Genomic DNA, 25,720 nt, shown 5'->3' on the forward strand with positions numbered 1-25,720 from the left:
GATCCCCCCGCCCCGCCGCCAGCATCTTGAAGACATTATCAACATTGATGGTGTGGTGAACGGTGAAGCCTGCCAGGTTCTCCTTACCCCAGCCGTTACCGAAATAGTCGAGAAAGGTAAGCAATTTGAAGTCGCTCAAGCGGCTGGCACGCTGAAATTCCGCCATGCGGGGATGGGCACGCTGGGTAAAAATGGTTAGCACAGTGGTAGTGACTGGCTCTTCCACAACCAGGGTATAACTGCGCCGCTCCCGGGTAGCTATGGTGACAAAACCATCGGCCTGCGCCAGACGCACCATCTTCTGCGCCCGTTGCCACGGATAGCCTTCGTGGTGCACCCGCAGCCCCATCTGCGCAGCCACCCGCTCCATCACGTCGATCATCAGCCCGCGCATCTTGCCCTGTTCGTCACGCCACGAATATGGGGCAAAGTCGTCAAAGTAGACCAGCCTCAACTCGGCCGCCGGCGCCGCCCATGCACTCTGCCACATCAGCAATCCCCACAGGATTGCGATCCTCATACCAACACCCATGGCCGCGACTCCATCCACTCCTGCCAACTCTGAGCCTAGTGCAAAGCAGGCTGCGGCAAGGTTCAGGATCCAGTGGGAAAAGTGGCCAACGGAAAAAGAGAGGGGAAGCAGTGGCTTCCCCTCTCTCGTTCGTTTTTCATCACGCCACCTTATCGATGGCGGTCACGGCTTGCCGGTTACGCCAGCTCGGCCCGCAGCGCCTTGGTGGCATCGACCATCACCTTGAGGGCGGCTTCCGTCTCTTCCCAGCCGCGGGTCTTGAGGCCGCAATCCGGGTTGACCCACAGCCGCTCGGCCGGGATCTGTTTGGCAGCCTTGCGCAGCAACCCCTCAATCCAGCTCTGGCTCGGCACGTTCGGCGAGTGGATGTCGTAGACGCCCGGGCCAATCTCATTGGGGTAGTTGAAGCGTTCGAACGCTTCGAGCAGTTGCATCTGGCTGCGGCTGGTCTCGATGGTGATCACATCCGCATCCAGCGCCGCCACCGCCTCGATGATGAGGTTGAAATCGCTGTAGCACATGTGAGTGTGGATCTGGGTGCTGTCCGCCACCGGGCTTGCGCTCAGACGGAAGGCGCGCACCGCCCAGTCGAGATAGGCCTGATGATCCTGCTTTCGCAGGGGCAAGCCTTCGCGGATCGCCGGTTCGTCGATCTGGATGATCTTGATGCCGGCGGCTTCCAGATCTGCCACCTCGTCACGAATGGCCAGCCCGATTTGCAGGGCAGATTGCTCGCGGCTCACATCTTCCCGCGGGAAGGACCAGCAGAGGATGGTTACAGGGCCAGTCAGCATCCCCTTGACCGGCTTGTCGGTCAGGCTCTGGGCAAATCGGGTCCATTCGAGCGTCATGGGGGTCGGGCGGTCGATGTCACGGGTGATCACCGGCGGCTTGACGCAGCGGGAGCCATAGCTCTGTACCCAGCCGAAGCGGGTGATGGCAAAGCCATCCAGCAGTTCACCGAAATACTCCACCATGTCGTTGCGCTCAGCCTCACCATGAACCAGCACGTCCAGCCCGATGGCCTCCTGACGCGCGATGGCATCGCGGATCTCCGCCTGAATGCCCGCCTCGTAGACACTGTCATCGATGCGACCGGCGCGCCAATCCTGCCGCAATACCCGGATCTGCGAGGTCTGCGGGAAGGAGCCTATGGTGGTGGTCGGCAACAGCGGCAGCTTGAGATCCGAGCGCTGCAGCTCGGCCCTGACCGGATAGGGGCTGTGGCGATCAAAATCGCTGTTGGTGAGGCTGGCGAGCCGTGACTGCACCGCCTTCTTGTGGACGCGGCTATCAGACTCCCGATCGACGATGGGCTGGCTATAGGCGGTGATTTTGTCGAGCTCGCCCCCATCCAGATACTCTCTGAGCAGTCCCAGCTCGAAACATTTTTGCAAGGCGAAGGCGAACCAGCTGCGGGTCTGGGGATCCAGCTCCTGCTCCAGGGTCAAATCCACCGGGCTATGCAGCAATGAGCAGGATGAGGCCACCCAGAGCCGCTCGCCGAGTTTGGCTTTCAGTGCCTTCAGGGTCGGTGCCAGCTTGGCCAGATTGGCACGCCAGACGTTGCGGCCGTTGATCACCCCGGCGGAGATGACCCACTGGGCGGGCAGATGCGGCACCAGGGTCTCCACCTGCTCGGGGGCGGCCACCAGATCCAGATGCAGGCCATCTACCTTGAGGCTGGTGATGATGTCGCGCTGATGGGCCACCGAGCCGAAATAAGTAGTGAGCAGCAGCTTGCAAGGGCCCGCAAGGCGCTCGTAGGCGTTGAGGTAGGCGAGGCGCCACTCGTCCGGCAAGTCCAGCGTCAGCGCAGGTTCATCGATCTGTACCCACTCCACCCCTTGGGCGGCCAGTTTGGCCAAGATCTCCTGATAGACGATGAGCAGGCGATCGAGCAGTTCAAGGCGCGAGAAGCCGCTATCTTTCTCCTTGCCGAGCCACAGATAAGAGACCGGCCCTAGCAGCACCGCCTTGACCGGCAGCCCCAGCGCCTTGGCCTCTTCCACCTCGTCAAACAGCTGGCTCCAGCCCAGTTTGAAGCGCTGATCACGGCTGAATTCCGGCACCAGATAGTGATAGTTGGTGTTGAACCATTTGGTCATCTCGGCCGCCGCCGCCGCCGGACCGGTCGGCGCACGGCCGCGGGCCACCCGGAACAGGGTGTCGAGATCGGTCTCGCCATGGCGGTGACGGGCAGGCACTGCATCCACCAGCAGGCTGGTACCGAGCACCTGATCGTACCAGGCAAAGTCGCCCACCGGCAGCAGATTGACCCCGGCGCCGTGCTGGGCCTGCCAGTGGCGCTCACGCAGCGTCTTGCCCACGGCAACGAGTTCGGCCTGAGTGGTCTCGCCACGCCAGTAGGATTCGAGGGCAAATTTCAGCTCGCGCTTGGCGCCGATACGGGGGAAGCCCAGGGTGTGTGCTCGTGTCATAGGTTCATTTCCTTATGCTCATTATGCTCATTCATCTGATGGGAAACTGGATGATTTAGCCATCCAGATGTTTACACATCCAAAATGACAAGATAAGGTGACGCTGGCTATTGAATCCTCTTCAAGTGGCTCTCAAATAATCCTCAACTGACCGCCAATCAGGTTCACCGCGAGGATACAGAGGCCGATGTTTACAGGTGCAAGAGGTGCCGGAGTCAAGAAGCGCAGCAGGCCATCGCCGACCGTCACCTCAGCGCCATACGCAATTTCACAAGGAGCCATCTTATGGCAGTGCCAAGCAATGCAGGGATAGAGATCAAACACTTGAAAACATTGACCGCGCTGGCCGAACAGGGCTCGCTGGCCGGTGCGGCGCTGACCCTCAACCTCACCCAGTCCGCCCTCTCCCACCAGCTCAAAGAGCTGGAGACCCGCCTCAATCTGGAGCTTTACCTGCGCAAAAGCCGTCCGCTGGTGCTGACCGCAGCCGGCAGCCAGCTGCTCGCCCTCGCCCGTCAGGTACTGCCCGCTCTGGCCCAGACCGAGAAACAGCTGCAGGCCCTGCACAGCGGCGATGCGGGCAGGCTGCATCTGGCGCTCGATTGCCACAGCTGCATCCAGTGGCTGCTGCCGCTGTTGCCAGATTTTCGCCGCCAGTGGCCAGGAGTGGATCTGGAGGTGGAGTCAGTGCCGGGCTTTGATGCCATCAATGCCCTACTCGGCGGCCAGCTCGATCTGCTGCTCACCTCCGATGTGCAGGCCCGCGGCGATCTCCACTTCGAGCCGCTGTTCGCCTTCGATCTCACTCTGGTGATGGCGCCTGATCACCCCCTTTGCCACCAGAGCCACATCGAGCCGGGCGATCTGGGGTCGGAGGTGCTGCTGGTCTACCCGGTGGAGCGCAGCCGCATGGATATCTTCAGCCGCTTTTTGCAACCCGCCGGGGTGGAGCCCGCCCGCTGCAAGCCGGTGGACAACACCTCGGTGATGCTGCAGATGGCCGCCGCTGGCCTCGGGGTCGCAGCCCTGCCGCGTTGGGCCAGCGACGAGTTTGTCAGACAGGGGATGCTCTGCGCCCGCCCCCTCGGCAGTGGTATTCGTCGCCATATGTACGGCGCAGTGCGGGCCGCCGATCGGGATCAAGCCTGCCTGCAGAACCTGTTCGAGCGCATTCGCGACAAGATGGCCTGAATGCCATTCAAGCTGCCCCGAAATGGGCACGCAGCGCCTCCACCACCCGCCGCACCTTCTCCGGGATCTCCCGCTGTGGCGTGATGGAGTGGATCGCCAAGTCGACCGATGTGGTATCCCCTTGCCCACCAGATAGGCGAAGCGGCACCGAGCGACATCCGGGGCGGGCACGGTTTACAGGCCTGCGGGGTCGAACCGGGCAGAACAATAACAGTGGCGGATCTTGTTACGAATGGAGTCAAAGGAGAGGAACGTGTTGATTTTGCGCAGGTGGTGCGCTTGGGGGACGCTATCATCAAGCATCACGATCCCGAGCTCACCATTGTTGGGGGACGGGTTCTCTGAGCATGGTGCAGTCCATTTATTGACCATGCAGCAATTAGATCAAACCCCCGGATCGGCGTCCAGGGGTTTGTCAGCAGTCTGAACGGCCCATCAAGGGCCGTTTATTGTTGGATATCGCGATGTTGGAGAAAGGGAGATTACTCCTCCCACACCACCACTTGCGATGAGGGCCAGCGATCCCCGAGCTGGGCGTACTTTTGCTCCAGCAGGTGACGCTTGATCTTCATGGTGGGGGTCAGCACGCCGTTTTCGATATTCCAGGGGGTCTTCACCACCAGAATACCGCGAATTCTGGCATGGGACTCCAGCCGATCGTTGACCCGCACCCGCGCCGCTTCCAGTCTGGCGTTGACCTCCTCCCGATTGCCCTTCATGGCGCTCTCGGTCAGTTGCACCAGCGCAATGGGCTGGGGCATGCCGTAACCAATCACGCAGAGCTGTTCGATAATGGGCTCCTGACCCAGCAGCCCCTCGATGGGCACCGGCGCCACATATTTGCCCTTGGCGGTCTTGAACACATCTTTCATTCGGCCGGTGATGGTGAGATAGCCCTCCTTGTCCAGCTTGCCCATGTCGCCGGTGTGGAGCCACCCCTCGGCATCGATGGCCTCGGCGCTATGCTCGGGATCCTTGTAGTAACCCTGCATCATCCCTTCGCAGCGGCAGAGGATCTCCCCCTCATCGGAGATCTTGATGGTCACCCCGATCCCCGCTTTGCCAACGGTGCCAATCTTGTCGACGCGGAACGGATAGTTGATGGTGGAGTAAGCGTGGTTCTCGGTCATGCCCCAGGCTTCGGTGATCTTGAGGCCGATGCTCAGATACCACTCAAGCAGCGCAGGGGAGACAGGCGCGGAGCCGCAGCCGAGTACCCTGGCCTGATCCAGCCCCAGCCCCTTTTGCAGCTTGCGTTTGATAAGGCCGGAGATAAGCGGGATCTTGAGCAACAACGCCAGTTTGTTCTGGGGCAGCTTCTCGTGGATCTTGATGCGGAACATGGCCCACAGCCGTGGCACCGAGATAAAGACGGTGGGACGGCAGCGTTTGACATCATCGATAAAGGTGTCGAGAGATTCGGGAAACGCGATGGTCGCGCCGCCATAGAGACTACCGCCGTAGATGTAGACCCGCTCGGTAATGTGGGCCAGCGGCAGGTAAGAGAAGCCCCGATCGGCCTGGCTCAGGCTCACCGTCTCCACCAGCTTCTCGCACGACCAGGCGTAACGCTCGACGCTCAGCATGGCCCCTTTCGGCTTGCCGGTACTGCCGGAGGTGTAGACCAGACTCAGCAGGGAGTCAGGGGCCTGCACCGGGCTGTCAGGGATTGGCTCGTGCGCCTCCAGCAGATCGTCCCACTGGTGGCTGGCCGGCATGGTGTCGTAGGGGAAGGCGATGCGCAGCAGATCGGAGGGCACACCAGCTTCCTGACTCTTCCAGTCATCCAGCTTACCAACAAAGATGGCCTTGGCCTCGCTGTGGCGCAGTACATATTCGATGGTATCGACGTTGGCTGTCGGGTAGATGGGCACGCTCACATACTGCCCCATCTGCATCGCCAGATCGGCGATAAACCACTGGGCACAGTTTTTGGAGAGCAGCGCCACCTTGTCACCGGCCACCAGACCGAAGTGACGCAAGGCCGTCACCATCCGCCGCGCTTCGTCGGCCACTTCACCCCAGGTGAAGTCGACATATTCGCGGTTGATAGTTTGATGCAGATAAACCCGATCGGGGCACAACCGCTCCCAATGATAGAGCATCTCGAGCGGCAGTTTATTGGCAATACGTGATGAGGAAGCCATAGCTTAATCCCTGAAACAAAAGGCGAAACTTATTATTAACCTTTTACTTACTTCAGAAAAGAATAAACTCAAACTTCAGTTTGAATTGTGTATCCGATCAAGCTTCTGCATCTTGCTGCAAACGAATCCACATGGCCTGCACCAGTTGCTCGTCCTCCTCGGAGAGCTCCCCTTGCAAGATCGCCTCATTGAGGCTGCGCAACACATAGCTCTTGACGTCCCGCACCAGGGTCTTGCCTTCCAGCTCGGCCCGAGCAACGGCCAATGAGATATGACCTCGCAGGTAACCCCCCGCAAACAGCTCATCATCGGTCGCGGTGGCAACCATGCTGTCGATCAGTCCCAACAACTTGTGCTCAAAATCGTGAATCGTCATGTAACGCAGCCTCATTTGCGGCAAAAAATTCGGGGGTATGGAACCGCAATCCGGTTGATTGCAGCTCTCCAGCGCCAGGCCAGCAGCGTCCTTTGCGTCCTATTCCGGGTTGGCCACCGGGTAGATGACCTGCTCCTTGTATCCCGTGGTTATTCGCAGATAACCACGAAACGCCCGGTTTAATTGCGGATCATCGGTGTCCACCAGCAGCGGCTTGCCCGCAAGGGCGGCAAGCTTGGCTTTGGTTGCCAGCACCTGGATATTCTCCAGCCCGACACATCGAACAACATCAGGACTCAATTGCTGATTTCCGCGCCCAAACAGATGTCCCTGTCCGCCTATCAGGGTAATGATCAGTCGGCAGCGACGGCCGCGGATCCGGGTCAGGATCTCGGCGGCGCTGAGATCCTGCCCGATAAGTCGGCCATTTTCCACCAGATCCACACCGAGCAAAGTATTTTCCAGACCGAGCTCTGCCATACAGGCTGCTACCGTGCTGCCGGAGCCCATCAGATAGAGGGTGTCGGGCTCCATCTGCTCCACCACACCGGCGGCGAGATCCGCCAGCACCAGCTCTTCGGACTCCTTGCCTCCCTGCTTGACCGCCTGTACGTAACGCAGATCGCCGGGCACCTTCAGCTGGCCGTAGTGGCGGGCCCGCACCTTGCCCGCACGAAACGCCTTCTCGTCGATGTCGCGCACCTCGGCATCGATCAGGCTGAGCAGTTCACCGGCGATCATCCGCGCCACCACACGCCCGCTGGCGGCTGGAGTCACCCCATAGACACCAGAGTGGATCTTGCACCCCGCCGGAATGCCGAGCACATGGCAGGACTCCCCCACCGCGGCGCAAATATCCCGCGCGGTACCATCGCCACCGGCAAACAGCAGCAGATCGACCCCGGCTTCGCACATCAGCCCGGCGGCGTGGCGGGTATCATCGGCCGAAGTGCTCTCCCCGGCCGGTTGATAGATGACCCGACAGGGCAATCCCAGAGATCGGGCCACCGTCTCCCCCATCTCTCCGGCCACCGTCAGCAGTTCGAACGGGGCGCTCAGCTCGCACAGTGGCAACAGAGCTTGCCGCGCCCGATCCTGTGCTCTGGGCACGGCACCACGAGCCAGCGCCTCATCCACCACGCCGTCACTGCCCTTGAGCCCCACTGCACCGCCAATCCCGGCGACCGGATTTATAATGAGCCCTAATCGAAACATCCACTCCTCCCTTGCGATAGGGGCCATTTTTATCTTTTCTCCCCACTGGGACAAGCGGTTCCCCCCTGCTAGAATGTTCCGCTTATTTTTTTAATCAAGGTTCAATCATGCTGGAATGGGTTCTGGATCCCTCTGCCTGGGTCGCACTCGCTACCCTTACCCTGCTCGAAATCGTGCTGGGCATCGATAACATCATCTTTATCTCCATCCTGGTAGGCCGCCTGCCAGAAGCGCAACGTCAAAAAGCGCGCATTCTAGGGCTGGGGCTCGCCATGGGCACCCGTATCCTGCTGCTGCTTTCGCTCGCCTGGGTGATGCGCCTCACGGCGCCGCTCTTCACCGTGCTGGGTGAAGCTATCTCCGGCCGCGACCTGATCCTGCTGCTGGGGGGCCTGTTCCTCATCGGCAAGAGTGCCCACGAGATCCACGCTACCCTGGAAGGGGCGGCCGAGCCGGAGAACGTCAGCAAAGCGGCCTCTGGCTTTATCAGCACCCTGATCCAGATCGCCATTCTGGACATAGTGTTCAGCCTCGACTCGGTGATCACCGCAGTGGGCATGGCTGACCACGTGCCGGTGATGGTGCTGGCCATCATGATCGCCGTCTTCATCATGATGTTTGCCGCCAAATCCATCGGTGATTTCGTCGATGCCCACCCCACCATCAAGATGCTGGCCCTCTCCTTCCTCACTCTGGTGGGCTTCGCCCTGATGGCCGAGGGGATGGATCTGCATATTCCGAAGGGCTACATCTACTTCGCCATGGCCTTCTCGCTGGTGGTGGAGATGATCAACATCCGCCTGCGCAGCCATCACGACAGTAACGGACAAGATAGCGTGCAGTAAGCCTGCCCCGATTGCCACCGTTCAAGAAAAGCACCGGTCAGGCGTAATGCCAGTCAGTTAAGCCTGACTGGCATTGTTTTTATTGGCGTTTATCACACCACATTTCTGCGGCCAGAGATTCACGCTGCGAGAGCAATATTGCATCCTGCGTTTCGGCAGCTGGAGCCCGGCCCAACCGGAGAAGTTTGCCGACTGATGCCTGAGGGATTGCGGTTTCGTTACAAGTGTTCGACTCGTTTGTCCCCGAGCTTTTGGCAGGCTGTCAGAAAGCCCAGGGAGCGACAAATCAGGTGAACAGTGCCCTCTCCACCCAAACGGGTAGTGATGGGCTCGAAGAGTGACTCAAACTGGGCGGTATTACTGGCATACAGGGCATCGGGATGCCTGTTCGACACGCATAAAAAATCCGAAACCAATCAACGGGTTTCGGATGTTCACACATCAGTGGATCGGTCAATGGCATAGCCATTAGGCCAGCAACCACGCGTTTTGGCGGGTTTCCCCGTGATTCAGGCGCCGTAGACAGCCAGAATATCGGTCACTCTGTTGTTGACGCTGTAACCCCTGGCTATGGTGTTGCGGGCCGCCTGACTCATTTTGCTGCGCACCACCCCATCGCTGCGCAGCCAGTAGTTGACCAGCTCCGCCATATCCCGCACATGGCCGGGCTCCACCAGCCAGCCATTGGATTTATGGTCGATCAGATTGACCAGGCCCCCCACCGCAAAGGTACAGACCGGTATGCCGTGGGCCATCGCCTCCAAGGCCACCAGCGGTAACCCTTCAAAGCGGGAGGTGATGCAGAGCAGGTCGATGTTGTGCCACTCATTGGCCATGTTCTGGAAACCATGAAGCTGGACGCGATCACCATACTGCTGCAACAAGGTACTTTTCATGGGGCCATCCCCGTAGAGATGAAACGCTCCATCCGGGCATAAGGCGGCCAGCTGGCAGAATGCCTCCGGCCCCTTTTCCGGCGAGAGGCGGCCGACAAAGGCAATCCGGTTGCCTGCCACTGATGCAGACGTCGCAGGCATGGGGACAAAGTTGCTGATCACCGTGCTTGGCACAGGCAATTTGCGAGCGATGGGCTCGCTCACTGCAATACACTTCGCAAAACGCGCTGTGGTGCGATCCAGCCAGCTGTAAAACTTCAGCAACCCCTCCCCGTCATCTCCACTGTGAAAAGTCGAGACCACCGATTTACCGGTGAACCAGGCTGTCAGCCGCCCCAGCACCCCGGCCTTGTAGCCGTGGGTATGGATCAGCACAGAGGCAGGCTGGCGGGCCAGACGGCGCATAAAATCGCGGCTGTTGTGGCACACCTCGTAGGGCAAGCCCTGTTGTTTGAGCAGGGTCGTAAAGGGGGTCATGCCGTGGTTGCTCACCAGCACTATGGTGGGGCGAAATCCCCTGGCCAGCAGATCGTTGGCCAAGTGGATAATGTGAACTTCTATTCCACCGACCTGACGCGCATCGATGGCCAGCCAGATCTGCTGCATGGGTAACATAGGCACCTCCTCCCGTGGCTCCATGCCACCTGAAATGAGGCGCTGCATAGAGCGGGCCAGTCAGGCGAAGAGGGGCAGGATCAGGCGCCGGGACAGGCGACCAGCAGGAGGGTCATGTCATCGAGGGCGGCATCATTGATGCGCTCATCAAACCAGCGGGCGATGCGATGAGCCAGCTGTTCAAGACCGGGCCCCGAGGTCAGGCAGATCTCTTTTAGCTGCGACTCCCAGCGCAGGCGCTCTGCGGCATCACGGCTATCGAGCAGACCGTCGGTCCAGAACAGCAGGATCTCGCCAGGCTTGAGCTGACGCTCATTGGTAACAAAGTGGGGATCCGGGCGCAAACCGGGCAAGGGGCCAGTCACCCCGACCTGATCGATTGCATCAGGACTGATGAGCCAGGGCGCAGGGTGACCCGCGCTCGCCCACTGCACCCGCCCCTCGTTGCCAAGCTCAATACAGAGGACGGTAAGCAGGGTTGCCCCGAGGAGCGGATCACTGTGGACGGCATTGGACAAGAGTGTCAGCATGCTGGCTGGGGCGAGCTCCAGATCGTGCGCCGTCAGCAAGCCTCGCAGATAACCGGCATAGGCATGGGCAAAGAACTTGGCTTCCGCATCGTGGCCCATCACATCCCCGAGCCACAGCACCCGATCCTTGACCAGCAGAAAGTCCCCGCCCCCCACGGTGGCCGCGCGGGTTTGCAACGCCAGCTGGAATCCCCCGATCGAGGTGGCGGGCAATAACGGGCGCAGCGCCGAGGTCATGCGCTGATCCAGCTGCTCGCCCCATTGCGATTTGAGCTGCTCCGAACGTTGCAGCACCCGTGAAACCGCCAGCAACAGGTCCTGCTTGGTGATGGGTTTGACCAGAAAGTCATCGATCCCCAGCGCCCCCGCCCGACTCTGGGTCCACTGATCCTGATGACCGGTCAGGAAGATAAAGGGCACCCCCTTCATCTTGGGATCCTTCATCAACTGCTGGCGCAGCCCAAAGCCATCGATCCCCTCCATCTCGATATCGGAGAGCACCAGCGCGGGGGGCTGTTTCCCGAGCGCGATCAGGGCGGCATGGGAGTCGGCATAACTTTCAACCCGATAGTGCTCATGAAGGTAGGCGGTGAGCAAGGCACGCATCACCTTGTCATCGTCGATCACCGCGATCACCGGCAGTTGGTTGACCGGGCCCTGCTGGCGAAGGGTCACGCGATTGCGATCACCGTCGCGAGAGAAGTGCACCTCGGCAAACAGCTGGTGTACCAGCGCCAGCCCGTATCCCCCCTCCTGCAGCTCATCGGGTAACGGCGCGCTGGCAAGACCGGGTTGCGGGCCGCCATCATCCTCCAGTATCAGACTCAAACCCGTTTCATCCTCTTTCAGCGTGAGCCAGAGCCGGGTAGCAGAAGGGGTTGCGTGCTTGACGCTATTGGTGGCCAGTTCACTGAAACAGAGCAGCCAGTTGGCCTGATCCTTTGGGGAGACCTGAAACAGGGAGAGCCCCTGTGACAGTCGGTTGCGCAGTTCGCGTACCGCCTGCAGGGTTGCCGGAGCAGATCGCAACCAGTCATCCATAACGGGCCTCCATCAGCGGGCGATCAGATCCGGAAATTGAGCAAGGCACTGCGCCGACACCAGCGCTTGAGCCATTCGGTCACCCGGTTACTGGGCAGCCGGTTGAGCTCGCGCAGGATCTCGCTGGCCAGCCCCGGGTTGAGTTTGTCGTTATAGACAGCGCCAAGCAGATTGGCCTCGGCACGGGCCAGTTTATCCACCGCACTTTGTACCACGGTCGTCGGCGTCACCCCCGCCAGCACCACCAGCAGCGCCCCTTCACAGGCCCCACACACCTGATCGGCCGGAATGTTGCCCCGATTGAGGGCGGTGAGCGGCGAGGTATCAAAGATCACCACATCGTAATGCTCCAGCCAGCGAACCAGCAATTGGCGCAAGGTATCCTTATTGCGAAAAGCCATCAGATCCTTACCTGGCGCCGGGAGTAAGGACAATGACCGGCCAGTGGCCACCGGCTCGGGCACATCATTGGGACCCCAGGCAACCGCCGTGGCGCGGCCGGGATGATAGAGATTGAGATCCACCAGCAGGGTGCGCAGCCCATCCGCCTCCGAGCGCCTTGCCAGCGCATCGCAGATGGAGCTCACCCCCTCTCCCCCTTCCGATGAGGTGACCGCCAGCGAGCGGATCCCCCGAGCGACCGTCGCCGCATAGAGGGATTCGAGCTCCAGATATTGAATGGGGATGCTCATATCAAAGCGTTCCGACCAGGGCCACCACCGAGATCGTGGTCAGGATGTCACGCATGCCATCCATGAAGATGGCCCAGTTGCTGCTTTTGCTATCAGGGATAAAGACTGTGTCCCCGGCACGCAGCACCGGTAGCTGGCTAAAGTCGGGCTCTTTGGCAAAGCCGTCGAGATCGAAGCTGCGGGCCTGATCCCCCTGACCACTGGTGGCCATGTTGATCACCACAATCTTCTTGATATAGGCGCTGCTGGTCGGGCCCCCCGCCTCGGCCAGCAGATCCAGCAGGGTCATGGAGGAGTTAAAACGGTAGCGACCAGGGCGGGCGATGGCTCCCAGTACCCGAATGGTGTTCTCCTTCGGCTCATCGAGCCAGGGGCGATTCTTCTCCGGCAGATAGATGGAGTCACCGGGCAGCACCTTGGGCAGCAAGGTTTCATCGCCGGTTTCAAAGTAGAGGGCAAGGTCGAGTTTGCTGACCCGCGCCGTGCTGCCACTGCGATGGGCGATGCGCACATTGCGCAGATCCGCCGCCGCAGTCGGGCCATCAGCGGCCGACAGGATGTCGATAAACCCCATCTGCTCGTTGAAGGCATAGCGACCGGGGGCCCCGACCTGACCGAAGATATAGATGGAACTGTCCGGTGACTGGCGCACCCACTGAGACTTGTTGTCACTGGGATCGGTGGGAAGCTCGGGGATCATGATGGTGAATCCAGCCCGGATCTTCGGCAGGCTGGCGAGCGCCCCCCCCTGATGGAGAAACTTGTCGAGATCAAACAAGGTTGGCGTGGCCTGCCCCCCTTCGGCGGTCAGGATCTGCACCTTGGCGATATCGGCCCGCTCGTTGGGGCCACCGGCGTGGGCGATCAGATCCAGCAGCGACATCTCGTCAGACCATTCATAGCGGCCCGGGATCCGCACCGCCCCCATCACCATCACAGCCCGCCCGGGTGCCACCTTCAACCAGGACTTCTCGTTGATATCGGTTTTTTCCGGCACAAAGATGGCATCACCGGGTTTGACTTGGGGCAGCGCCTTTTGCATCCCTTCGGTATAGGCCTGCAAGTCGATGGGTTCAATCGTGCCATCGGTGCGCAGCAAACGGATCTGGCGACTCTCGGCATAGCGGGTCGGGCCGCCGGCATTGGCCAGAATATCGAGGAAGGAGTCCCCTTCCCGCCCCTCATAGGCGCCGGGTTTGAACACCTCGCCCATGATGTAGATGGTGCGTGCCCCCCGTTTTATCTGCTCTTCATCCTTGGGCACGAAGATGGTGGCGCCCGGCGCCAGATTTGGCAGCAGCTTGTTGTTGCCGGAGTCGAGATAGGCTTTGAGATCGAACAGTTCGGGGGCATCACCATTGATCACCCGGATCCGCTCCACCCCGGCAAAGCGAGTCACCCCACCAGCCCGCATCAGCAGATCCACGATGGAGTTGCCGCTCTTGAAACTGAAGGCGCCAGGGCTGTTGACCTCGCCAAACACCTTGATAGCCTTGCCGGTATCCCCATCCCCGCCTGCCGCCAGGGTTGCCGCATCAAAATCAATCTGCACGTTGCCGATCAAAGGGGAGGCGGGAACGAACACCACATCGAGGGATTGCAATGGCGGCAACACGCTGGCATCACCGGTATCGAGATAACGCTTGTAGTCGAAACTCGAGACCGTGCTGTCGCGCCGCACCTGCATATTGTTGAGCTGAGCACCGGGCACCAGACCGCCCGCAGCATCGAGGGCCATCTGCACGTTGCCATCGGGCGCCAAATCATAACTGCCGGGTTTTTTGACATAACCCATCACGCTGATCAGCAGCCGCTTCTCCAGCAAGGTGATGGTCAATTGAGAGAGGTTGTTGTAAACAGGTTTGAGGGCGGTGCGGATCAGCTCATCCGCCTGTTGCAGAGTCTTCCCCCCCACCACGACGTTGCCGACTTCAGGCAGTGCAATCTCCCCCTGCTTGTTGATCTGGAAAGGCTGATCAAAAGCAGGCTCACCGGGTTGCACTATGGCCAACCGATCACCGGGGGCCAACAAGGCTGAGGCCAGTAACGGGCAGGTGAACAACAGCAAGAGAACACAGATCAATCCTTCGAGAGGGCCCCGTTTCATAGACATCCTTTTCGTCTGTTACGTCTGCCCCCATTGGCGTAAGGGGTGCCCTGACCAATCAGCACGACAGCCATCCGCTGTTGTCTGTTGCAGCCGCAAACGTACTTGTTGTAGTGATTGTGCCAACACGGTCTGACGCCAGGCTACATCCGACCAGAGCCGTCCGTGCATATCCCGTTCGATATCAATACGTTGAGATTGTAGTCGTTTCAACTCTGCAGGCATACACCCCTGCAGACTCGCTTGCTTTAATTCCGTCAACTGCAAGTCGAGTTCCTTCTGACGCTCATCATAACGAGACCAGACCCGCCGTTCATCCTCATTGACCGGAATGCGGGTGGGTCTTGCTTCTGCCATGCCGCCATACCCCTGTGGCGGCCACTGCGCACAACCCGACAGCAGAATGGACGAGAGCAGGATACCAACCCGTTTCATGATGCAGCGACCATCATGCCACGGGAGCGCATATAAGCCTTGATGCTCTCATGGCAGGGGATCACCCGGTCGATATGCAGCATCTCCAGCAGGTCATGGGGTTGACCGGGTCCACAGACGAGCGCCATCTGATGCCCGTTCATAATCAATCTTTTATAGAGAAATACCAAGGCTCCGATCCCCGACGAATCGATAAAATGAACATCGCTGATATCGGCCAGGATATCTCCGGGGTGGGTCGAGAGGGCTTCAAACAACGGGCGCAGCTCACTGACAGCCATCGCGTCAAACTCGTTTTCCAGTACCACTACCTGGATATCATTAAGGGTGTAAGTCATGCTTTCCATCGCTAGCTCCTTGTCGATTCTCAGACTATTTGCTGTCACCGCATTCAACACTTTGCAAATGCTATGCCGGGCAGCACCACCGTTATTGGGGCCTAAATGATACCACCTATCCCTTGTTTAGCCGCACCTTCGCCTCTTTTTTGTTACCAAATTGCAACCAAGTTGTCCCCTATCGTTGCAAACTGCAATTCACCTTGGCCGAGATCGCCCGATAACCGGCTGAATCACTGATAATTCAAGCCCATGACACCGGGCCCGATTATTGCTTGTCTTTGAACACACTTCACAAGCCACCGTTGGCTCGGCACCCATGCCGCCATTTTCCAGGAAGGAGAGATCATGAAGAAAGCAGGCTTTTACATCGCACCACTGCTGGCAGCCCTTTGCGGCACCGCAGACGCAGCCCCCTCCCCTGACAGCGCAGTGTTGAAGGTTGAAGGCGCCATCAGCATCCCCAACCATCAGGCTCTGGCCCTGTGGGACAGCGCCATGCTGGATCAACTGCCGGTACACGAAATCAAAACCCATACCCCCTGGTATGACGAAGCCAAGACCTTTAGTGGCCCACTACTTAAAGACGTGTTGGCCAAGGTCGGAGCAACCGGCAAGCAGCTCACCATTACCGCGCTCAATGACTACTCGGTACAGGTGCCGACAAGCGATGCCGAACAATATCGGGTCATCCTCGCCCGCACCATCAATGGCAAGCCACTGTCGGTGCGCGACAAAGGGCCGCTGTTCCTTGTTTATCCGTTCGATCAATATCCCGAACTGCAAAACAAGCTCTATTACGGCCGGGCTATCTGGCAGATCAGCGCGATAAAAGTGGAGTAGATCCCATCATGCGTTCCATGGCCGCGAGTCAACGTTTCTTGTTTGTGGTGCTTTGCGTGCTGCTCCTGGCCTTTGCCGGTATTGGTACCATCCAGTATCGGCAATTTCAGGATCTGCAGCGCAGCACCAGCCAGGGCGAAGACAACGTGATGTGGAGCTACTTCCAGCTCTATAACGAAGCGCTGCGTTTTCAAAGCTCACTGCTCCATGAGTCGCAACCGACCTTTCAGCTCAGATACGATATTCTGGTCAGCCGCATGGACCTGGCGCTGGAGAGCAAGGATCGCGGCCTGCTTCAGCAGACAGAGATCTACCAGCAGGCAAGCAAGGCTATTCGCGCCTACATCTCTCTGGCAGATATCTGGCTCGGCCCGGATGCCACCAAACCGCTGGACACGTTGGCCCATCAGGAGCTACGCCAGCAGCTCGCCTCTCTGCTCCCCCTGCTCCATCAGCTGACTCTGGAGGTAAACCAGCAGGCGACTCTGTTTGATGTGGCCCGCCGAGACAGCGTAAGGGATCAGATCATCACGACGACTCTCATCGCAACCCTGCAATTTACACTGCTTTTTGTGCTCGCACTGCTGATCTGGCGGCAAATGAATATCTCGTTTCTGCAGCACAAACTGATGCAGCAGCTCAATGACAAACTGCTACGGGCAAATCAGGCGGCAGAGGCTGGCACAAGAGCCAAAAGCAGCTTTTTGGCCAACATGAGCCATGAAATTCGCACCCCTATGAATGGCATTCTCGGTATGCTCTCACTGCTGGCCGACCGGGATATGGACCCGAGGGAGCGAGACTATCTGGAAACTGCGCGGGAATCGGCAAACCACCTGCTCGGTCTGCTCAACGACATTCTGGATGTATCAAAGCTGGAAGAGGGCAAGATCGAGCTGCAACTGGCCCCTCATCACTTGCCCCAGCTGCTGGAGGATATCCGGGCCCTAATGCAGAGCAACTGCGATGCAAAAGGGATCAAGCTTACCCTGACTGTTGCCCCCAATACGCCGGAGTGGTTGATGATCGACCCGCTGAGAGTGCGCCAGATCCTCTTCAATCTGGTGAGCAATGCCATCAAGTTCACCCATCAGGGGGAAGTCAGAATTCACATTGATAGCACCCTGTTGGAGCAGGATCGCCACTCGATTCGCATCTCGATTCAGGACACCGGGATCGGCATGAGCAAACGTCAGCTGAAAAACCTGTTTCAACGTTTCACCCAGGCGGATGTCTCTATCACCCGCCAATATGGTGGTTCGGGCCTGGGCCTTGAAATCTCCCGTAGCCTCGCACGCCTGATGGGCGGCGATATCTCGGTAGAGAGCAGCGAGGGACATGGCAGTACCTTTACCTATATCTGGCCCGCCAGAGCCACGACCCCCTCGATTGTTTGCCTGCCGTCCAAGCCACTGGATCAGGAGAGCCATCGCATCTTGCTGGTTGATGACAATGCCACCAACCGCAAGGTGATCGGCGCCATGCTCGACTCCGTGGGTCATCAGGTCACACTGGCCGTTCAGGGAGAAGAGGCGCTGGAGAAACTGGGTCACACCGAGTTTGATCTGGTGTTGATGGATGTCCAGATGCCAGTGATGGATGGCCTGGTGGCCACCACCCGGATCCGCACTTCCCAGACGCCCTGGGCAGAAATTCCCATCATCGCCCTGACGGCTGATGCAATGCCGGAATCGAAACAATACTATCTCTCCCATGGTATGAATGGATATATCACCAAACCCATCAATAAAGAGACGCTACTGAGCGAGATAAACAGACATCTTTCCCACAGGCGGCTCAGATACAACGCAGTCATGCGTCTCACCACACAATAAACGCCCAGAATTGACACTGGACCTGATGTAAGGACCGTCAACCACGCCTCCGCCAGTTCAGGGCACAAACATGAATGCGTTGTTAACTGATGGCCGGTTTCTGATCGCCTACCGTGAAGAGTTGGCGAGGCATTGTCCCCCCCCAAAAAACACGCGTTCGTTTGTGACCACAGTGCAGAACCGCTGCACATAGTTATGTGTGCCTCGATCGTATGACAACGCCCTCTCAAGACACTCAACATGAAGATCTACAGACCACTGATGACCATGCTGAAGCAGTAACGCCCCCAAACCGGATCAAGGCTCGGCACCGGCACCAGGCTGGGGTAAGATAGCGGCCATCGTTTTATCCCGGCCGAGCCGGAGCACACCGCAGGTACACCATTGAACCGATTTACCCCATCCAGTGCGGCGAGCGGCCGCGAGCAGCAGGTCTTTACCGTCACCCGCCTCAACAGCGCCGTGCGCATGATCCTGGAGCAGGATCTGGGGCTGGTGTGGCTGACCGGCGAGCTCTCCAATCTGGCGATGCCAAGCTCCGGCCACTGGTACTTCTCCCTCAAGGACATGTCGGCGCAGGTGCGCTGCGCCATGTTCAAGGGCAACAACCGGCGGGTGGCCTTCCGCCCGCAGGATGGCATGCAGGTGCTGGTGCAGGCGCGGGTCTCCCTCTATGAGCCGCGCGGCGACTACCAGCTGATCATCGAGTCGATGCAGCCGGCGGGCGACGGCGTATTGGCCCTGCGTTTTGAAGAGCTCAAGCGCCGCCTCGGCGCCGAGGGGCTGTTTGACGAAAGCCGCAAGCGGCCGCTGCCCCGCGAACCGCAGGCGGTGGGCCTTATCACTTCCGCCACCGGTGCCGCCCTGCACGATATGCTGACTGTGCTTAAACGGCGCGCCCCGGATCTGCCGGTCTTTATCTACCCGACTCAGGTACAAGGCAGCGCCGCCATCAGCCAGATCGTCGCGGCGATCGCCAAAGCGAACCAGCGCGCCGAGGTGGATGTGCTGATCGTCGGGCGCGGCGGCGGCTCCCTCGAAGATCTCTGGTGCTTTAACGAAGAGGCGGTGGCGCGTGCCATTGCCCACTCAGCCATACCTGTGGTGAGCGCGGTGGGCCACGAGGTGGATGTCACCATCAGCGACTTTGCCGCCGACTTGCGCGCCCCTACCCCATCGGCCGCCGCCGAGCTGGTGGCGCCGGATCAGAGCGCCCGTGCCCAGCGTCTGGTTCACCTCAAACAGCGACTGCTGCAGGCGATGAGCCGCCAGCAGACCGCCGCCCGCCACGATTTCATCCTGCTGCAAAAGCGGCTCGACCATCAGGATCCGAAACGGCGACTGGAGCAGCAGTCCCAGCGCCTCGATGAACTCTCCACCCGTTTGCAGCAGCTGTTGCGCCAGCGGCTGCATCAGGGTGAGCGGCACCTCGCCAATCTAGAGCTGCGCCTGCAGGGCAAGAGCCCGGAGCGCTTGCTGGCCGCAGGCAAGCGCCGCCACCAGCTGGCCGAGGAGCGGCTTCATGCCCTGATTGCCAAGCGGCAAGACCTTGCTAGTCACCGCTTCGCCATGCTCACCGCCCGCCTCGACGGGGTGAGCCCGCTCGCCACTCTGGGGCGCGGTTACTCCATCACCCGCACTGCGCGTGGCGAAGTCATTAGCCGCGCCGATCAGGTCAGCAGCGGCGACCAGCTCGTCACCACCCTGGCACAAGGGAGCCTGCAGGTACGGGTCGAGGGAGTTAAGCCGTAACCCGCGCTCTTGAGCTGCGCCTCACTGGCAGCTTGTGCCCCTGTCATACCTGTATAAAAAATCCCCACCAATTGGCGGGGATTTTTATTGGGCCATCCTTCACTCCCGTAAACGGGAGGGAGCGCTTAGCTGGCCTTGCGCAGGATCTGCTCAAGGTAGTCGGCGAAGCGGTGACCGTGATGCTCCAGCAGTTTCGGGAACATGGAGATGGAGGTCATGCCCGGGAAGGTGTTGATTTCATTCAGCAGGATCTCCCCCTCCTCGGTCAGGAAGAAGTCGATGCGCGAGAGATGAGTCAGTTTCAGCTGACGGAACGCCTTGAGGGCATACTCGTGGATCGCATCGGCCTGCGCCTGGGTCAGCCCCTCGGCACGCAGTGCCGTCTCGGTATGGCTGGCGCTGCTGTACTTCTCTTCATAGGTGTAGAACTTGTCCTGCGGCACGCAGATCTCGCCCGGATAGGTGGCCACCAGCTCGTCACCGTACTGGTAAACCGCCACTTCCAGCTCACGCGGCTTGACCGCCTTCTCAATCAGTACCTGCTCGGAGTAACCGAAGGCATCGGCAATGCCCTTTACCAGATCCGCTTCGTTGCTGGCGGAGTAGCAGCCAACGGAAGAGCCCTGGGAGGCGGCCTTGATAAAGACCTTGCCCCACTTGGCCAGCGCCGCTTTCGCCTCGGCCAGCGCAGCCTCATTTTGCTCGGTCAGGAACAGGTACGGGGTGTTGGGAATGCCGATGGCGGAGAGCCACAGCTTGGTGCTGATCTTGTTGAAGCAGATCTTGCTCGCCTCGGCATCGCAACCGAGATAAGGCAATCCGGCCAGCTCGAGGAAGGATTGCAGATCGCCGGTCTCACCCGGGTAGCCGTGGATGCAGGGCACCACGTAATCCACCGGACGGGCCACGCTGTCAAACGAGAGCAGCTTGTCGAGCCCCAGCTTGCACTCGCGGCCATCGGCACTGAGCCAGCGATCTGCGAACATCTCGACGCGGGTCACTTCGACACCGGGCAGAAGGCCCAGTTGTTGCTCGAGGAAATTGGCGCTGCGCAGAGAAACTTCGTGCTCTGAGCCACCGCCGCCGCACAGCAGCAAGACATGCATGTTCTTCATTAGATGTGATCCCTTGGGAAAAGCGGCCTCGTCATGACCATTTGATAAGCCAACCACCATAAAAACCGGACGAAGCCAGATACGAACATAAGTGCGCGCCAGTGTAGCAAGGGAGATCAACCCTTGTCAGCTGATGGGAGACCCATGACCCCACTTCTTGCAATGAAAAGTCTCCCCTGTGTCAAAATCGGGACACATTGCCCCTCAGCGCGGGGGATCGACCCTTCCCATGCCGTTGCCATTGACGCGAAACCAGCCGGCAATGCTGTAACGCTCCTGATTGGCAGGCAACACTTCGTGGGGAAACTCTTCGGAGAGGAAGATCACCAGCCGCCCTCCTCTGGGGCTCACATCCATCAAAAACTGCTCATCGTTGTCATAAAAGCGCAGGACGCCGCCCGCTTCGGGTTGCCAGTCGTTATTGAGGTAGAACACCGTTGTCAAGCGACGGTTGGAACGACCGGCAAAGGCATCGCGATGGGTCGCGTAGAAGTCGCCGCTGCGATAACGGGCGAAGTGTGCCTCGTAGTCGAACAATCCCAGCATCAACATCCGGTTGGCAGCCAGACGCAGGGACTCCATCCGGGCGAGGTAGTCGGCCACCGGCGCACCGAGGGAGGGCTCCAGCCAGTGGATCTGGTCGCGGCGGATCTCGCGGTTGCCTTGATGGAGCCCTTCACGGCCGATCCCGGCCGGTTGCCACTCCTCTGGCAGACAGCCTTTGAGGGCATCCACCTCGGCGGCAGTTAAAAAATCGTCCACTATCACCCAACCTTGGGTGTAAATGGCATCCATGACAGCTTGATAGTCCAAGATTGACTCGCAACATGTGGAAAAGAGAGCGCTTTTTAGCGGCTTCCTGCTAAAGGCACAAACCGATTTGCTTCTCTTGAGAAGTCCCACCATCAATACCCGATTTGGCGGGCTGTGCCCCCTTTTTCCGAGCCGATTGTGATCCTGCCCTCACCTGATGCGTAATGGAGGGGAAAAGTGTGAGCAGTCCCCCATTGCCTCGTTGCCCGTTAACGTAACGCCTTGCCGTTAAAAGATCCAAGCGATACCGTATCAACCATGGGAATAACTCCCTTTTCCCCTGTGAGCACACTGTGCAACATATGTGCAATCAATGACATGCAATCAACAAAAGGATGATGTGATGCCTCTGCCCGATCTAACGCTGCAACAACTCGATGGCACCCCCTACCCCCTCGCCCAACTGGCCGGCAAGGTGATCCTGATGGTCAATGTGGCCAGCCGCTGCGGCTTTACCCCCCAATACGAAGGGCTGGAAGCCCTCTATCGCGAGCTGGGGCCCGAGGGACTGGTGATCCTGGGCTTTCCCTGCAACCAGTTCGGTCAGCAGGAGCCGGGGGATGCCGAGGAGATCGCCCGTTTCTGCTCCTTGGACTACCCGGTTACCTTCCCCATCATGGCCAAGTGCGATGTCAACGGCGAGCAAGCCCACCCGCTCTATCAGTGGCTCAAGAAGGAGAAACCGGGGCTGCTGGGGCTCGAAAACGTCAAGTGGAACTTCACCAAGTTCCTGATCGACCGTGATGGAAACGTAGTGGATCGGTTTGCCCCTACCACCAAGCCAGAGAGTCTGGTCGCCCCCATCCGCGACCTGATCTGATTACTTTTTGCGGCACATCAGGAGCGGCCGGTGCGACAGCTACTGCGCACCGGCCGCTCTTTTGCTATATTACGCCCCCGTTGTCATTTCCATCTTGTGGCTGGCGCCCGCGCCAGTCATCCGCTGAGCCAAAGGCTCACCAGAGGAGTTTCTCTCGAACATGTCATTCAACGAACTGGGTCTCTCCCCGCACATCCTGCGGGCCGTCAAGGAGCTGGGTTACGAACAGCCAACCCCCATCCAGCAGCAAGCCATTCCGGCTATTCTGGCTGGTCAGGATGTCCTCGGCGGAGCCCAGACAGGCACAGGCAAGACAGCCGGTTTCACCCTGCCCATGCTGCAGCTGCTGCTGGCCAACCATGGCCGCGGTCGCCGTCAGGTGCGCGCCCTGGTACTGACTCCGACCCGCGAACTGGCCGCCCAGGTGGGTGAGAGCATCATCAAATATGCCCACCACCTGCCGTTTCGTACCCTGATCGCCTACGGTGGCGTCAGCATCAAACCCAATCTGGATGCCATCAAGCTCGGTATCGACATTCTGGTGGCCACCCCGGGCCGTCTGCTGGATCTGCTGACCCAGGGCGCATTGACCCTGAGCGAGCTGGAAGTGCTGGTGCTGGATGAAGCGGATCGCATGCTCGACATGGGCTTCATCGTCGACATTCGCCGCATCATGAAGGCGCTGCCCGCCAAACGGCAGAGCCTCCTCTTCTCCGCCACCTTCTCAAGCGACATCAAGGTGCTGGCGGACGATCTGCTGAACGACCCCACACTCATCGAGGTGGACCCCAGCAACACCGCCGCCGAGCAGGTGACCCAACGCATCATTCAGGTCGATCGGGAACGCCGCCGCGAGCTGCTCTCTCACATGATTGGCCGTGGCAACTGGCAGCGGGTGCTGGTGTTTGTGCGCACCAAGCAGATCGCCGATCGCCTCGCTCATCAGATGCAGAAAGATGGTCTCGACACAGTCGCCATTCACGGTGACAAGAGTCAGGGGGCCCGCAACCGGGCGCTGGCCGATTTTCGCGAGGGCAAGGTGCGGGTGCTGGTGGCAACCGATATCGCCGCCCGTGGCCTGGACATCGATCAGCTGCCCCACGTGATCAACTTCGAGCTACCGCAGATGGCGGAGGATTACATCCACCGTATCGGCCGTACCGGCCGTGCCGGTCGCGGTGGCGAGGCCATCTCTCTGGTCAGCCATGATGAGTTGGGTCAGCTCAAGGCGATCGAGGCCCTGATCGGTCAATCTCTCTCCGTGGAGATCCTCGAAGGGTATGAGCCGAGCGGCAAACCGAGTCGCCAGACTCTGCCGGGCAGCAAGCCGGTGCAGAACCCGCCTCGTGAGCGCGGCCATGCCAACGCCAAGAGCAATGCCAAAGGCAAACCTGCCGCTGGCAAGGGCAAAACCAAGGGTGATACCGCCAAGAAGCCTGCTCAGGCTCCTCAAAACAAGTCCCGCAAGCGGGAAGTGATCGGTGAGGATATCGGCTTTACCCCGATGCGCCGCCTGCCCAAGGCGATGCGCGACAGCTATCAGGACAGCAGCGACGAGTAAGCTCGCGCGGCGCTGACTGCCAAGCCAAAAGAGGGAGCCTGCAAGGCTCCCTCTTTCGTTATGGATCGCACGGAGCCGTGCAAGTGCTCCGTGCAAATGATCCGCTCAGGCTCAGACCAGCGAATGGCGCACAGCGGCAGTACCATGGCTGGGCGGCGCAGAACCATCGAGCGGATTGAGCTGCAAGAACTCGAACAAGCCAGCCTGCATATTGACGTTCCAGAAGCGTCCGGCGAGGGTCAGTTGCAACCGTGCGTTCTCTATCTCGGCCAGCCCGTGCTGCTGCCAGGCGGCAAAAAGCGGCATCAGATGGGTCAGCAAAGGCGCTGGCAGACGATCCAGCGCCAGCACGCCGCTATCGAGGGATCCACGGAGCAGACCGTCCATTCGCGCATTGGGATTGTGCCCCATCACCATGCCGGGCGCCCGCTTGCCGTTGGCCAGCGCGTCGTGCCAGGGGGCCAGATCCCGCCCATACATCAAGCCATGCCCAAGAATGTTGCCCCCCGCACCGGCGCCAAAAGGGAGGATCTCGGCGCCGCGCTTGGCCATCTGGTTATAACGACTCTGCTCGGCCGGACTGCGCCGCCAGTGACTGCAAGAGAGGCGCTCCCAGCCGTGGGCTTCCAGTTGCGCTCCGCCATAGGCATACATAGCCGCCCGCTGCTGGCCATCGGCGAGCCAATCCAGGGTGCCTTTCTCCTGCGCTCGCTCCAGATTGGTACCCTGCATGGCGATCAGCTGGTAGAGGTCGACCCCGTGCACACCGCTCGCCATCACATCGCGGATATCCTGCTGCCACACGGCATCATCCTGACCGGGCAGACCGAAGATAAGATCCGCCACGATCACAGCCGCATCATCCCGGGTCAGCTCACCCAGACGGGTCAGCAGCGTCTCCCTGTCATCGAAACGGGCCGCCTGCTGGCGCACCCGGGTATCAAAGCTCTGCACACCGAATGAGAAACGGTTGAAGCCCCCCGCCAGCGCCGCCTGCCATTTCTCATCGTCAAAGTCGTTGAGGCGCCCCTCCAGCGTCACCTCGGCATCGGCCGCCAACGGGAAACGGCGGATCACGGCGGCCAGCATGGCCAGCTCGTCGGCGCTCATGTCGGTCGGCGTACCGCCCCCCACATAGACGGCTGAAAATGGCATGCTCTGCGCCAGCGGGGTGTCAGCCGCCTGCGCAAGGGAGGCGCACAAGGCGTTGACATAGCGGTTGATCCGCGCCGGGTTGGCGCCATTTTCGAAAAAATTGCAGAAGCTGCAGCGCTTGCGGCAAAACGGAATGTGGATGTAGAGGGCGCGCTCCTCAGCTTCACTCTCTCGCTGCCACCAGCTCTGCCAGCCCGCCTCATCCAGCGGGAAGGGGCGCATCCCTCCCCGACTGGCGTGAGCCGAGGTCTTGGCGCTAAAAGCAAACTTGAGGGGATCCGGCGAGGCAATACCGGTCATGGAAGGGGTCAGATTCATGATGGTCACTATTATCAGCAAATAATGACAATGATAACGATTATCGTTACTAACGGTTTGTTCTGGATCAACCTGAGGAGCCGCCCCCCTCCCGAAAGGCATTTTGG

The 25,720-nt window shown here is 59.8% G+C and carries 22 protein-coding genes; 7 read left to right on the forward strand and 15 right to left on the reverse strand.

Annotation, left to right across the window (positions count from 1 at the left end):
- Both ACRAUW_RS05160 and metE read right to left on the reverse strand, forming a co-directional pair.
- A partial coding sequence (locus ACRAUW_RS05160; protein WP_431361453.1) for a substrate-binding periplasmic protein occupies positions 1 to 490 on the reverse strand: 490 nt, incomplete at its 3' end.
- 218 nt (positions 491 to 708) lie between these two features.
- Positions 709 to 2,973 carry a 5-methyltetrahydropteroyltriglutamate--homocysteine S-methyltransferase gene (gene metE, locus ACRAUW_RS05165; RefSeq protein WP_431361430.1) on the reverse strand — a complete coding sequence of 755 codons (2,265 nt, stop codon included), beginning with the start codon at positions 2,971 to 2,973 and terminating at the stop codon, positions 709 to 711.
- A gap of 285 nt (positions 2,974 to 3,258) precedes the next feature.
- Here metE and ACRAUW_RS05170 point away from each other — a divergent pair, with 285 nt between their 5' ends.
- Positions 3,259 to 4,164, forward strand: a complete 906-nt coding sequence (locus ACRAUW_RS05170; protein ID WP_431361431.1) for a LysR substrate-binding domain-containing protein — start codon at positions 3,259 to 3,261, stop codon at positions 4,162 to 4,164.
- A 7-nt stretch (positions 4,165 to 4,171) separates the two neighbouring features.
- Here the strand turns inward: ACRAUW_RS05170 and ACRAUW_RS05175 are convergent, their stop codons facing one another.
- The 4 genes from ACRAUW_RS05175 to ACRAUW_RS05190 all read right to left on the reverse strand — a co-directional run bounded on the left by ACRAUW_RS05175 (position 4,172) and on the right by ACRAUW_RS05190 (position 7,902).
- Positions 4,172 to 4,312, reverse strand: a complete 141-nt coding sequence (locus tag ACRAUW_RS05175; RefSeq protein ID WP_431361454.1) for a hypothetical protein — start codon at positions 4,310 to 4,312, stop codon at positions 4,172 to 4,174.
- A 334-nt stretch (positions 4,313 to 4,646) separates the two neighbouring features.
- A complete protein-coding gene (locus ACRAUW_RS05180; RefSeq protein ID WP_431361432.1) occupies positions 4,647 to 6,311 on the reverse strand; it encodes an AMP-binding protein in 1,665 nt (554 codons plus the stop codon).
- 97 nt (positions 6,312 to 6,408) lie between these two features.
- Entirely contained in the window at positions 6,409 to 6,687 is a 279-nt protein-coding gene (locus ACRAUW_RS05185) for a YfcL family protein (protein ID WP_431361433.1), read from the reverse strand.
- Between the two features lie 99 nt (positions 6,688 to 6,786).
- On the reverse strand, positions 6,787 to 7,902 hold the full coding sequence (locus ACRAUW_RS05190) for an ATP-NAD kinase family protein (protein ID WP_431361434.1): 1,116 nt from the start codon (positions 7,900 to 7,902) through the stop codon (positions 6,787 to 6,789).
- 107 nt (positions 7,903 to 8,009) lie between these two features.
- On the opposite strand from ACRAUW_RS05190, the gene ACRAUW_RS05195 reads away from it, so the two are divergent.
- Positions 8,010 to 8,747, forward strand: coding sequence for a TerC family protein (locus ACRAUW_RS05195; protein ID WP_431361435.1), 738 nt, complete (start codon positions 8,010 to 8,012; stop codon positions 8,745 to 8,747).
- Positions 8,748 to 9,256: 509 nt separating this feature from the next.
- Here ACRAUW_RS05195 and ACRAUW_RS05200 read toward each other — a convergent pair.
- The 6 genes from ACRAUW_RS05200 to ACRAUW_RS05225 form a co-directional block, all read right to left on the reverse strand.
- Positions 9,257 to 10,258: a glycosyltransferase family 4 protein gene (locus tag ACRAUW_RS05200; RefSeq protein WP_431361436.1), complete on the reverse strand. Its 1,002-nt coding sequence runs from the start codon at positions 10,256 to 10,258 to the stop codon at positions 9,257 to 9,259.
- An 80-nt stretch (positions 10,259 to 10,338) separates the two neighbouring features.
- Positions 10,339 to 11,829, reverse strand: a complete 1,491-nt coding sequence (locus ACRAUW_RS05205) for a SpoIIE family protein phosphatase (RefSeq protein WP_431361437.1) — start codon at positions 11,827 to 11,829, stop codon at positions 10,339 to 10,341.
- Positions 11,830 to 11,852: 23 nt separating this feature from the next.
- A complete protein-coding gene (locus ACRAUW_RS05210; protein ID WP_431361438.1) occupies positions 11,853 to 12,521 on the reverse strand; it encodes a capsular biosynthesis protein in 669 nt (222 codons plus the stop codon).
- A 1-nt stretch (position 12,522) separates the two neighbouring features.
- Positions 12,523 to 14,628, reverse strand: a complete 2,106-nt coding sequence (locus ACRAUW_RS05215; RefSeq protein WP_431361439.1) for an SLBB domain-containing protein — start codon at positions 14,626 to 14,628, stop codon at positions 12,523 to 12,525.
- 18 nt (positions 14,629 to 14,646) lie between these two features.
- A complete protein-coding gene (locus tag ACRAUW_RS05220) occupies positions 14,647 to 15,063 on the reverse strand; it encodes a hypothetical protein (protein ID WP_429127432.1) in 417 nt (138 codons plus the stop codon).
- Positions 15,060 to 15,410 carry an STAS domain-containing protein gene (locus ACRAUW_RS05225; RefSeq protein WP_431361440.1) on the reverse strand — a complete coding sequence of 117 codons (351 nt, stop codon included), beginning with the start codon at positions 15,408 to 15,410 and terminating at the stop codon, positions 15,060 to 15,062. The genes ACRAUW_RS05220 and ACRAUW_RS05225 overlap by 4 nt, the downstream gene beginning before the upstream one ends.
- A 339-nt stretch (positions 15,411 to 15,749) precedes the next feature.
- On the opposite strand from ACRAUW_RS05225, the gene ACRAUW_RS05230 reads away from it, so the two are divergent.
- The 3 genes from ACRAUW_RS05230 (at position 15,750) to xseA (ending at position 19,831) form a co-directional block, all read left to right on the forward strand.
- Positions 15,750 to 16,244, forward strand: coding sequence for a molybdopterin-dependent oxidoreductase (locus ACRAUW_RS05230; protein WP_431361441.1), 495 nt, complete (start codon positions 15,750 to 15,752; stop codon positions 16,242 to 16,244).
- A gap of 8 nt (positions 16,245 to 16,252) precedes the next feature.
- On the forward strand, positions 16,253 to 18,079 hold the full coding sequence (locus ACRAUW_RS05235; protein WP_431361442.1) for an ATP-binding protein: 1,827 nt from the start codon (positions 16,253 to 16,255) through the stop codon (positions 18,077 to 18,079).
- A gap of 384 nt (positions 18,080 to 18,463) precedes the next feature.
- On the forward strand, positions 18,464 to 19,831 hold the full coding sequence (gene xseA / locus ACRAUW_RS05240; RefSeq protein ID WP_431361443.1) for an exodeoxyribonuclease VII large subunit: 1,368 nt from the start codon (positions 18,464 to 18,466) through the stop codon (positions 19,829 to 19,831).
- A gap of 125 nt (positions 19,832 to 19,956) precedes the next feature.
- Here xseA and ACRAUW_RS05245 read toward each other — a convergent pair whose 3' ends face one another.
- Both ACRAUW_RS05245 and ACRAUW_RS05250 read right to left on the reverse strand, forming a co-directional pair.
- The gene (locus ACRAUW_RS05245) at positions 19,957 to 20,946 is read right to left on the reverse strand and encodes a D-alanine--D-alanine ligase (RefSeq protein ID WP_058057457.1); all 990 of its coding nucleotides are present in this window, start codon (positions 20,944 to 20,946) and stop codon (positions 19,957 to 19,959) included.
- Between the two features lie 204 nt (positions 20,947 to 21,150).
- Complete coding sequence (locus ACRAUW_RS05250) at positions 21,151 to 21,759, reverse strand: 2OG-Fe(II) oxygenase (protein ID WP_431361444.1); 609 nt, start codon at positions 21,757 to 21,759, stop codon at positions 21,151 to 21,153.
- A gap of 343 nt (positions 21,760 to 22,102) precedes the next feature.
- Here ACRAUW_RS05250 and ACRAUW_RS05255 point away from each other — a divergent pair, with 343 nt between their 5' ends.
- Positions 22,103 to 22,579, forward strand: coding sequence for a glutathione peroxidase (locus ACRAUW_RS05255; RefSeq protein WP_431361445.1), 477 nt, complete (start codon positions 22,103 to 22,105; stop codon positions 22,577 to 22,579).
- 160 nt (positions 22,580 to 22,739) lie between these two features.
- Positions 22,740 to 24,140 (forward strand): DEAD/DEAH box helicase, encoded by a 1,401-nt coding sequence (locus ACRAUW_RS05260; protein ID WP_431361446.1) that lies wholly within the window; start codon positions 22,740 to 22,742, stop codon positions 24,138 to 24,140.
- 111 nt (positions 24,141 to 24,251) lie between these two features.
- On the opposite strand, the gene hutW is transcribed toward ACRAUW_RS05260, so the two are convergent.
- Positions 24,252 to 25,613, reverse strand: a complete 1,362-nt coding sequence (gene hutW / locus ACRAUW_RS05265; RefSeq protein WP_431361447.1) for a heme anaerobic degradation radical SAM methyltransferase ChuW/HutW — start codon at positions 25,611 to 25,613, stop codon at positions 24,252 to 24,254.
- Between the last annotated feature and the right edge of the window lie 107 nt (positions 25,614 to 25,720).

It is taken from the genome of Aeromonas sp. (assembly GCF_050633025.1).
Classification (GTDB): Bacteria; Pseudomonadota; Gammaproteobacteria; order Enterobacterales; family Aeromonadaceae; genus Aeromonas.

Bases quoted from the DNA above. Each gene is read 5' to 3' on its own strand.
- ACRAUW_RS05190 (WP_431361434.1), bottom strand. From the start codon at position 7,902: ATGTTTCGATTAGGGCTCATTATAAATCCGGTCGCCGGGATTGGCGGT.
- ACRAUW_RS05245 (WP_058057457.1), bottom strand. From the start codon at position 20,946: ATGAAGAACATGCATGTCTTGCTGCTGTGCGGCGGCGGTGGCTCAGAG.
- ACRAUW_RS05235 (WP_431361442.1), top strand. From the start codon at position 16,253: ATGCGTTCCATGGCCGCGAGTCAACGTTTCTTGTTTGTGGTGCTTTGC.
- ACRAUW_RS05220 (WP_429127432.1), bottom strand. From the start codon at position 15,063: ATGAAACGGGTTGGTATCCTGCTCTCGTCCATTCTGCTGTCGGGTTGT.
- ACRAUW_RS05225 (WP_431361440.1), bottom strand. From the start codon at position 15,410: ATGGAAAGCATGACTTACACCCTTAATGATATCCAGGTAGTGGTACTG.
- ACRAUW_RS05185 (WP_431361433.1), bottom strand. From the start codon at position 6,687: ATGACGATTCACGATTTTGAGCACAAGTTGTTGGGACTGATCGACAGC.
- ACRAUW_RS05200 (WP_431361436.1), bottom strand. From the start codon at position 10,258: ATGTTACCCATGCAGCAGATCTGGCTGGCCATCGATGCGCGTCAGGTC.
- hutW (WP_431361447.1), bottom strand. From the start codon at position 25,613: ATGAATCTGACCCCTTCCATGACCGGTATTGCCTCGCCGGATCCCCTC.
- ACRAUW_RS05230 (WP_431361441.1), top strand. From the start codon at position 15,750: ATGAAGAAAGCAGGCTTTTACATCGCACCACTGCTGGCAGCCCTTTGC.
- ACRAUW_RS05195 (WP_431361435.1), top strand. From the start codon at position 8,010: ATGCTGGAATGGGTTCTGGATCCCTCTGCCTGGGTCGCACTCGCTACC.
- ACRAUW_RS05180 (WP_431361432.1), bottom strand. From the start codon at position 6,311: ATGGCTTCCTCATCACGTATTGCCAATAAACTGCCGCTCGAGATGCTC.
- ACRAUW_RS05210 (WP_431361438.1), bottom strand. From the start codon at position 12,521: ATGAGCATCCCCATTCAATATCTGGAGCTCGAATCCCTCTATGCGGCG.
- ACRAUW_RS05215 (WP_431361439.1), bottom strand. From the start codon at position 14,628: ATGAAACGGGGCCCTCTCGAAGGATTGATCTGTGTTCTCTTGCTGTTG.
- ACRAUW_RS05170 (WP_431361431.1), top strand. From the start codon at position 3,259: ATGGCAGTGCCAAGCAATGCAGGGATAGAGATCAAACACTTGAAAACA.
- metE (WP_431361430.1), bottom strand. From the start codon at position 2,973: ATGACACGAGCACACACCCTGGGCTTCCCCCGTATCGGCGCCAAGCGC.
- ACRAUW_RS05260 (WP_431361446.1), top strand. From the start codon at position 22,740: ATGTCATTCAACGAACTGGGTCTCTCCCCGCACATCCTGCGGGCCGTC.
- ACRAUW_RS05255 (WP_431361445.1), top strand. From the start codon at position 22,103: ATGCCTCTGCCCGATCTAACGCTGCAACAACTCGATGGCACCCCCTAC.
- ACRAUW_RS05205 (WP_431361437.1), bottom strand. From the start codon at position 11,829: ATGGATGACTGGTTGCGATCTGCTCCGGCAACCCTGCAGGCGGTACGC.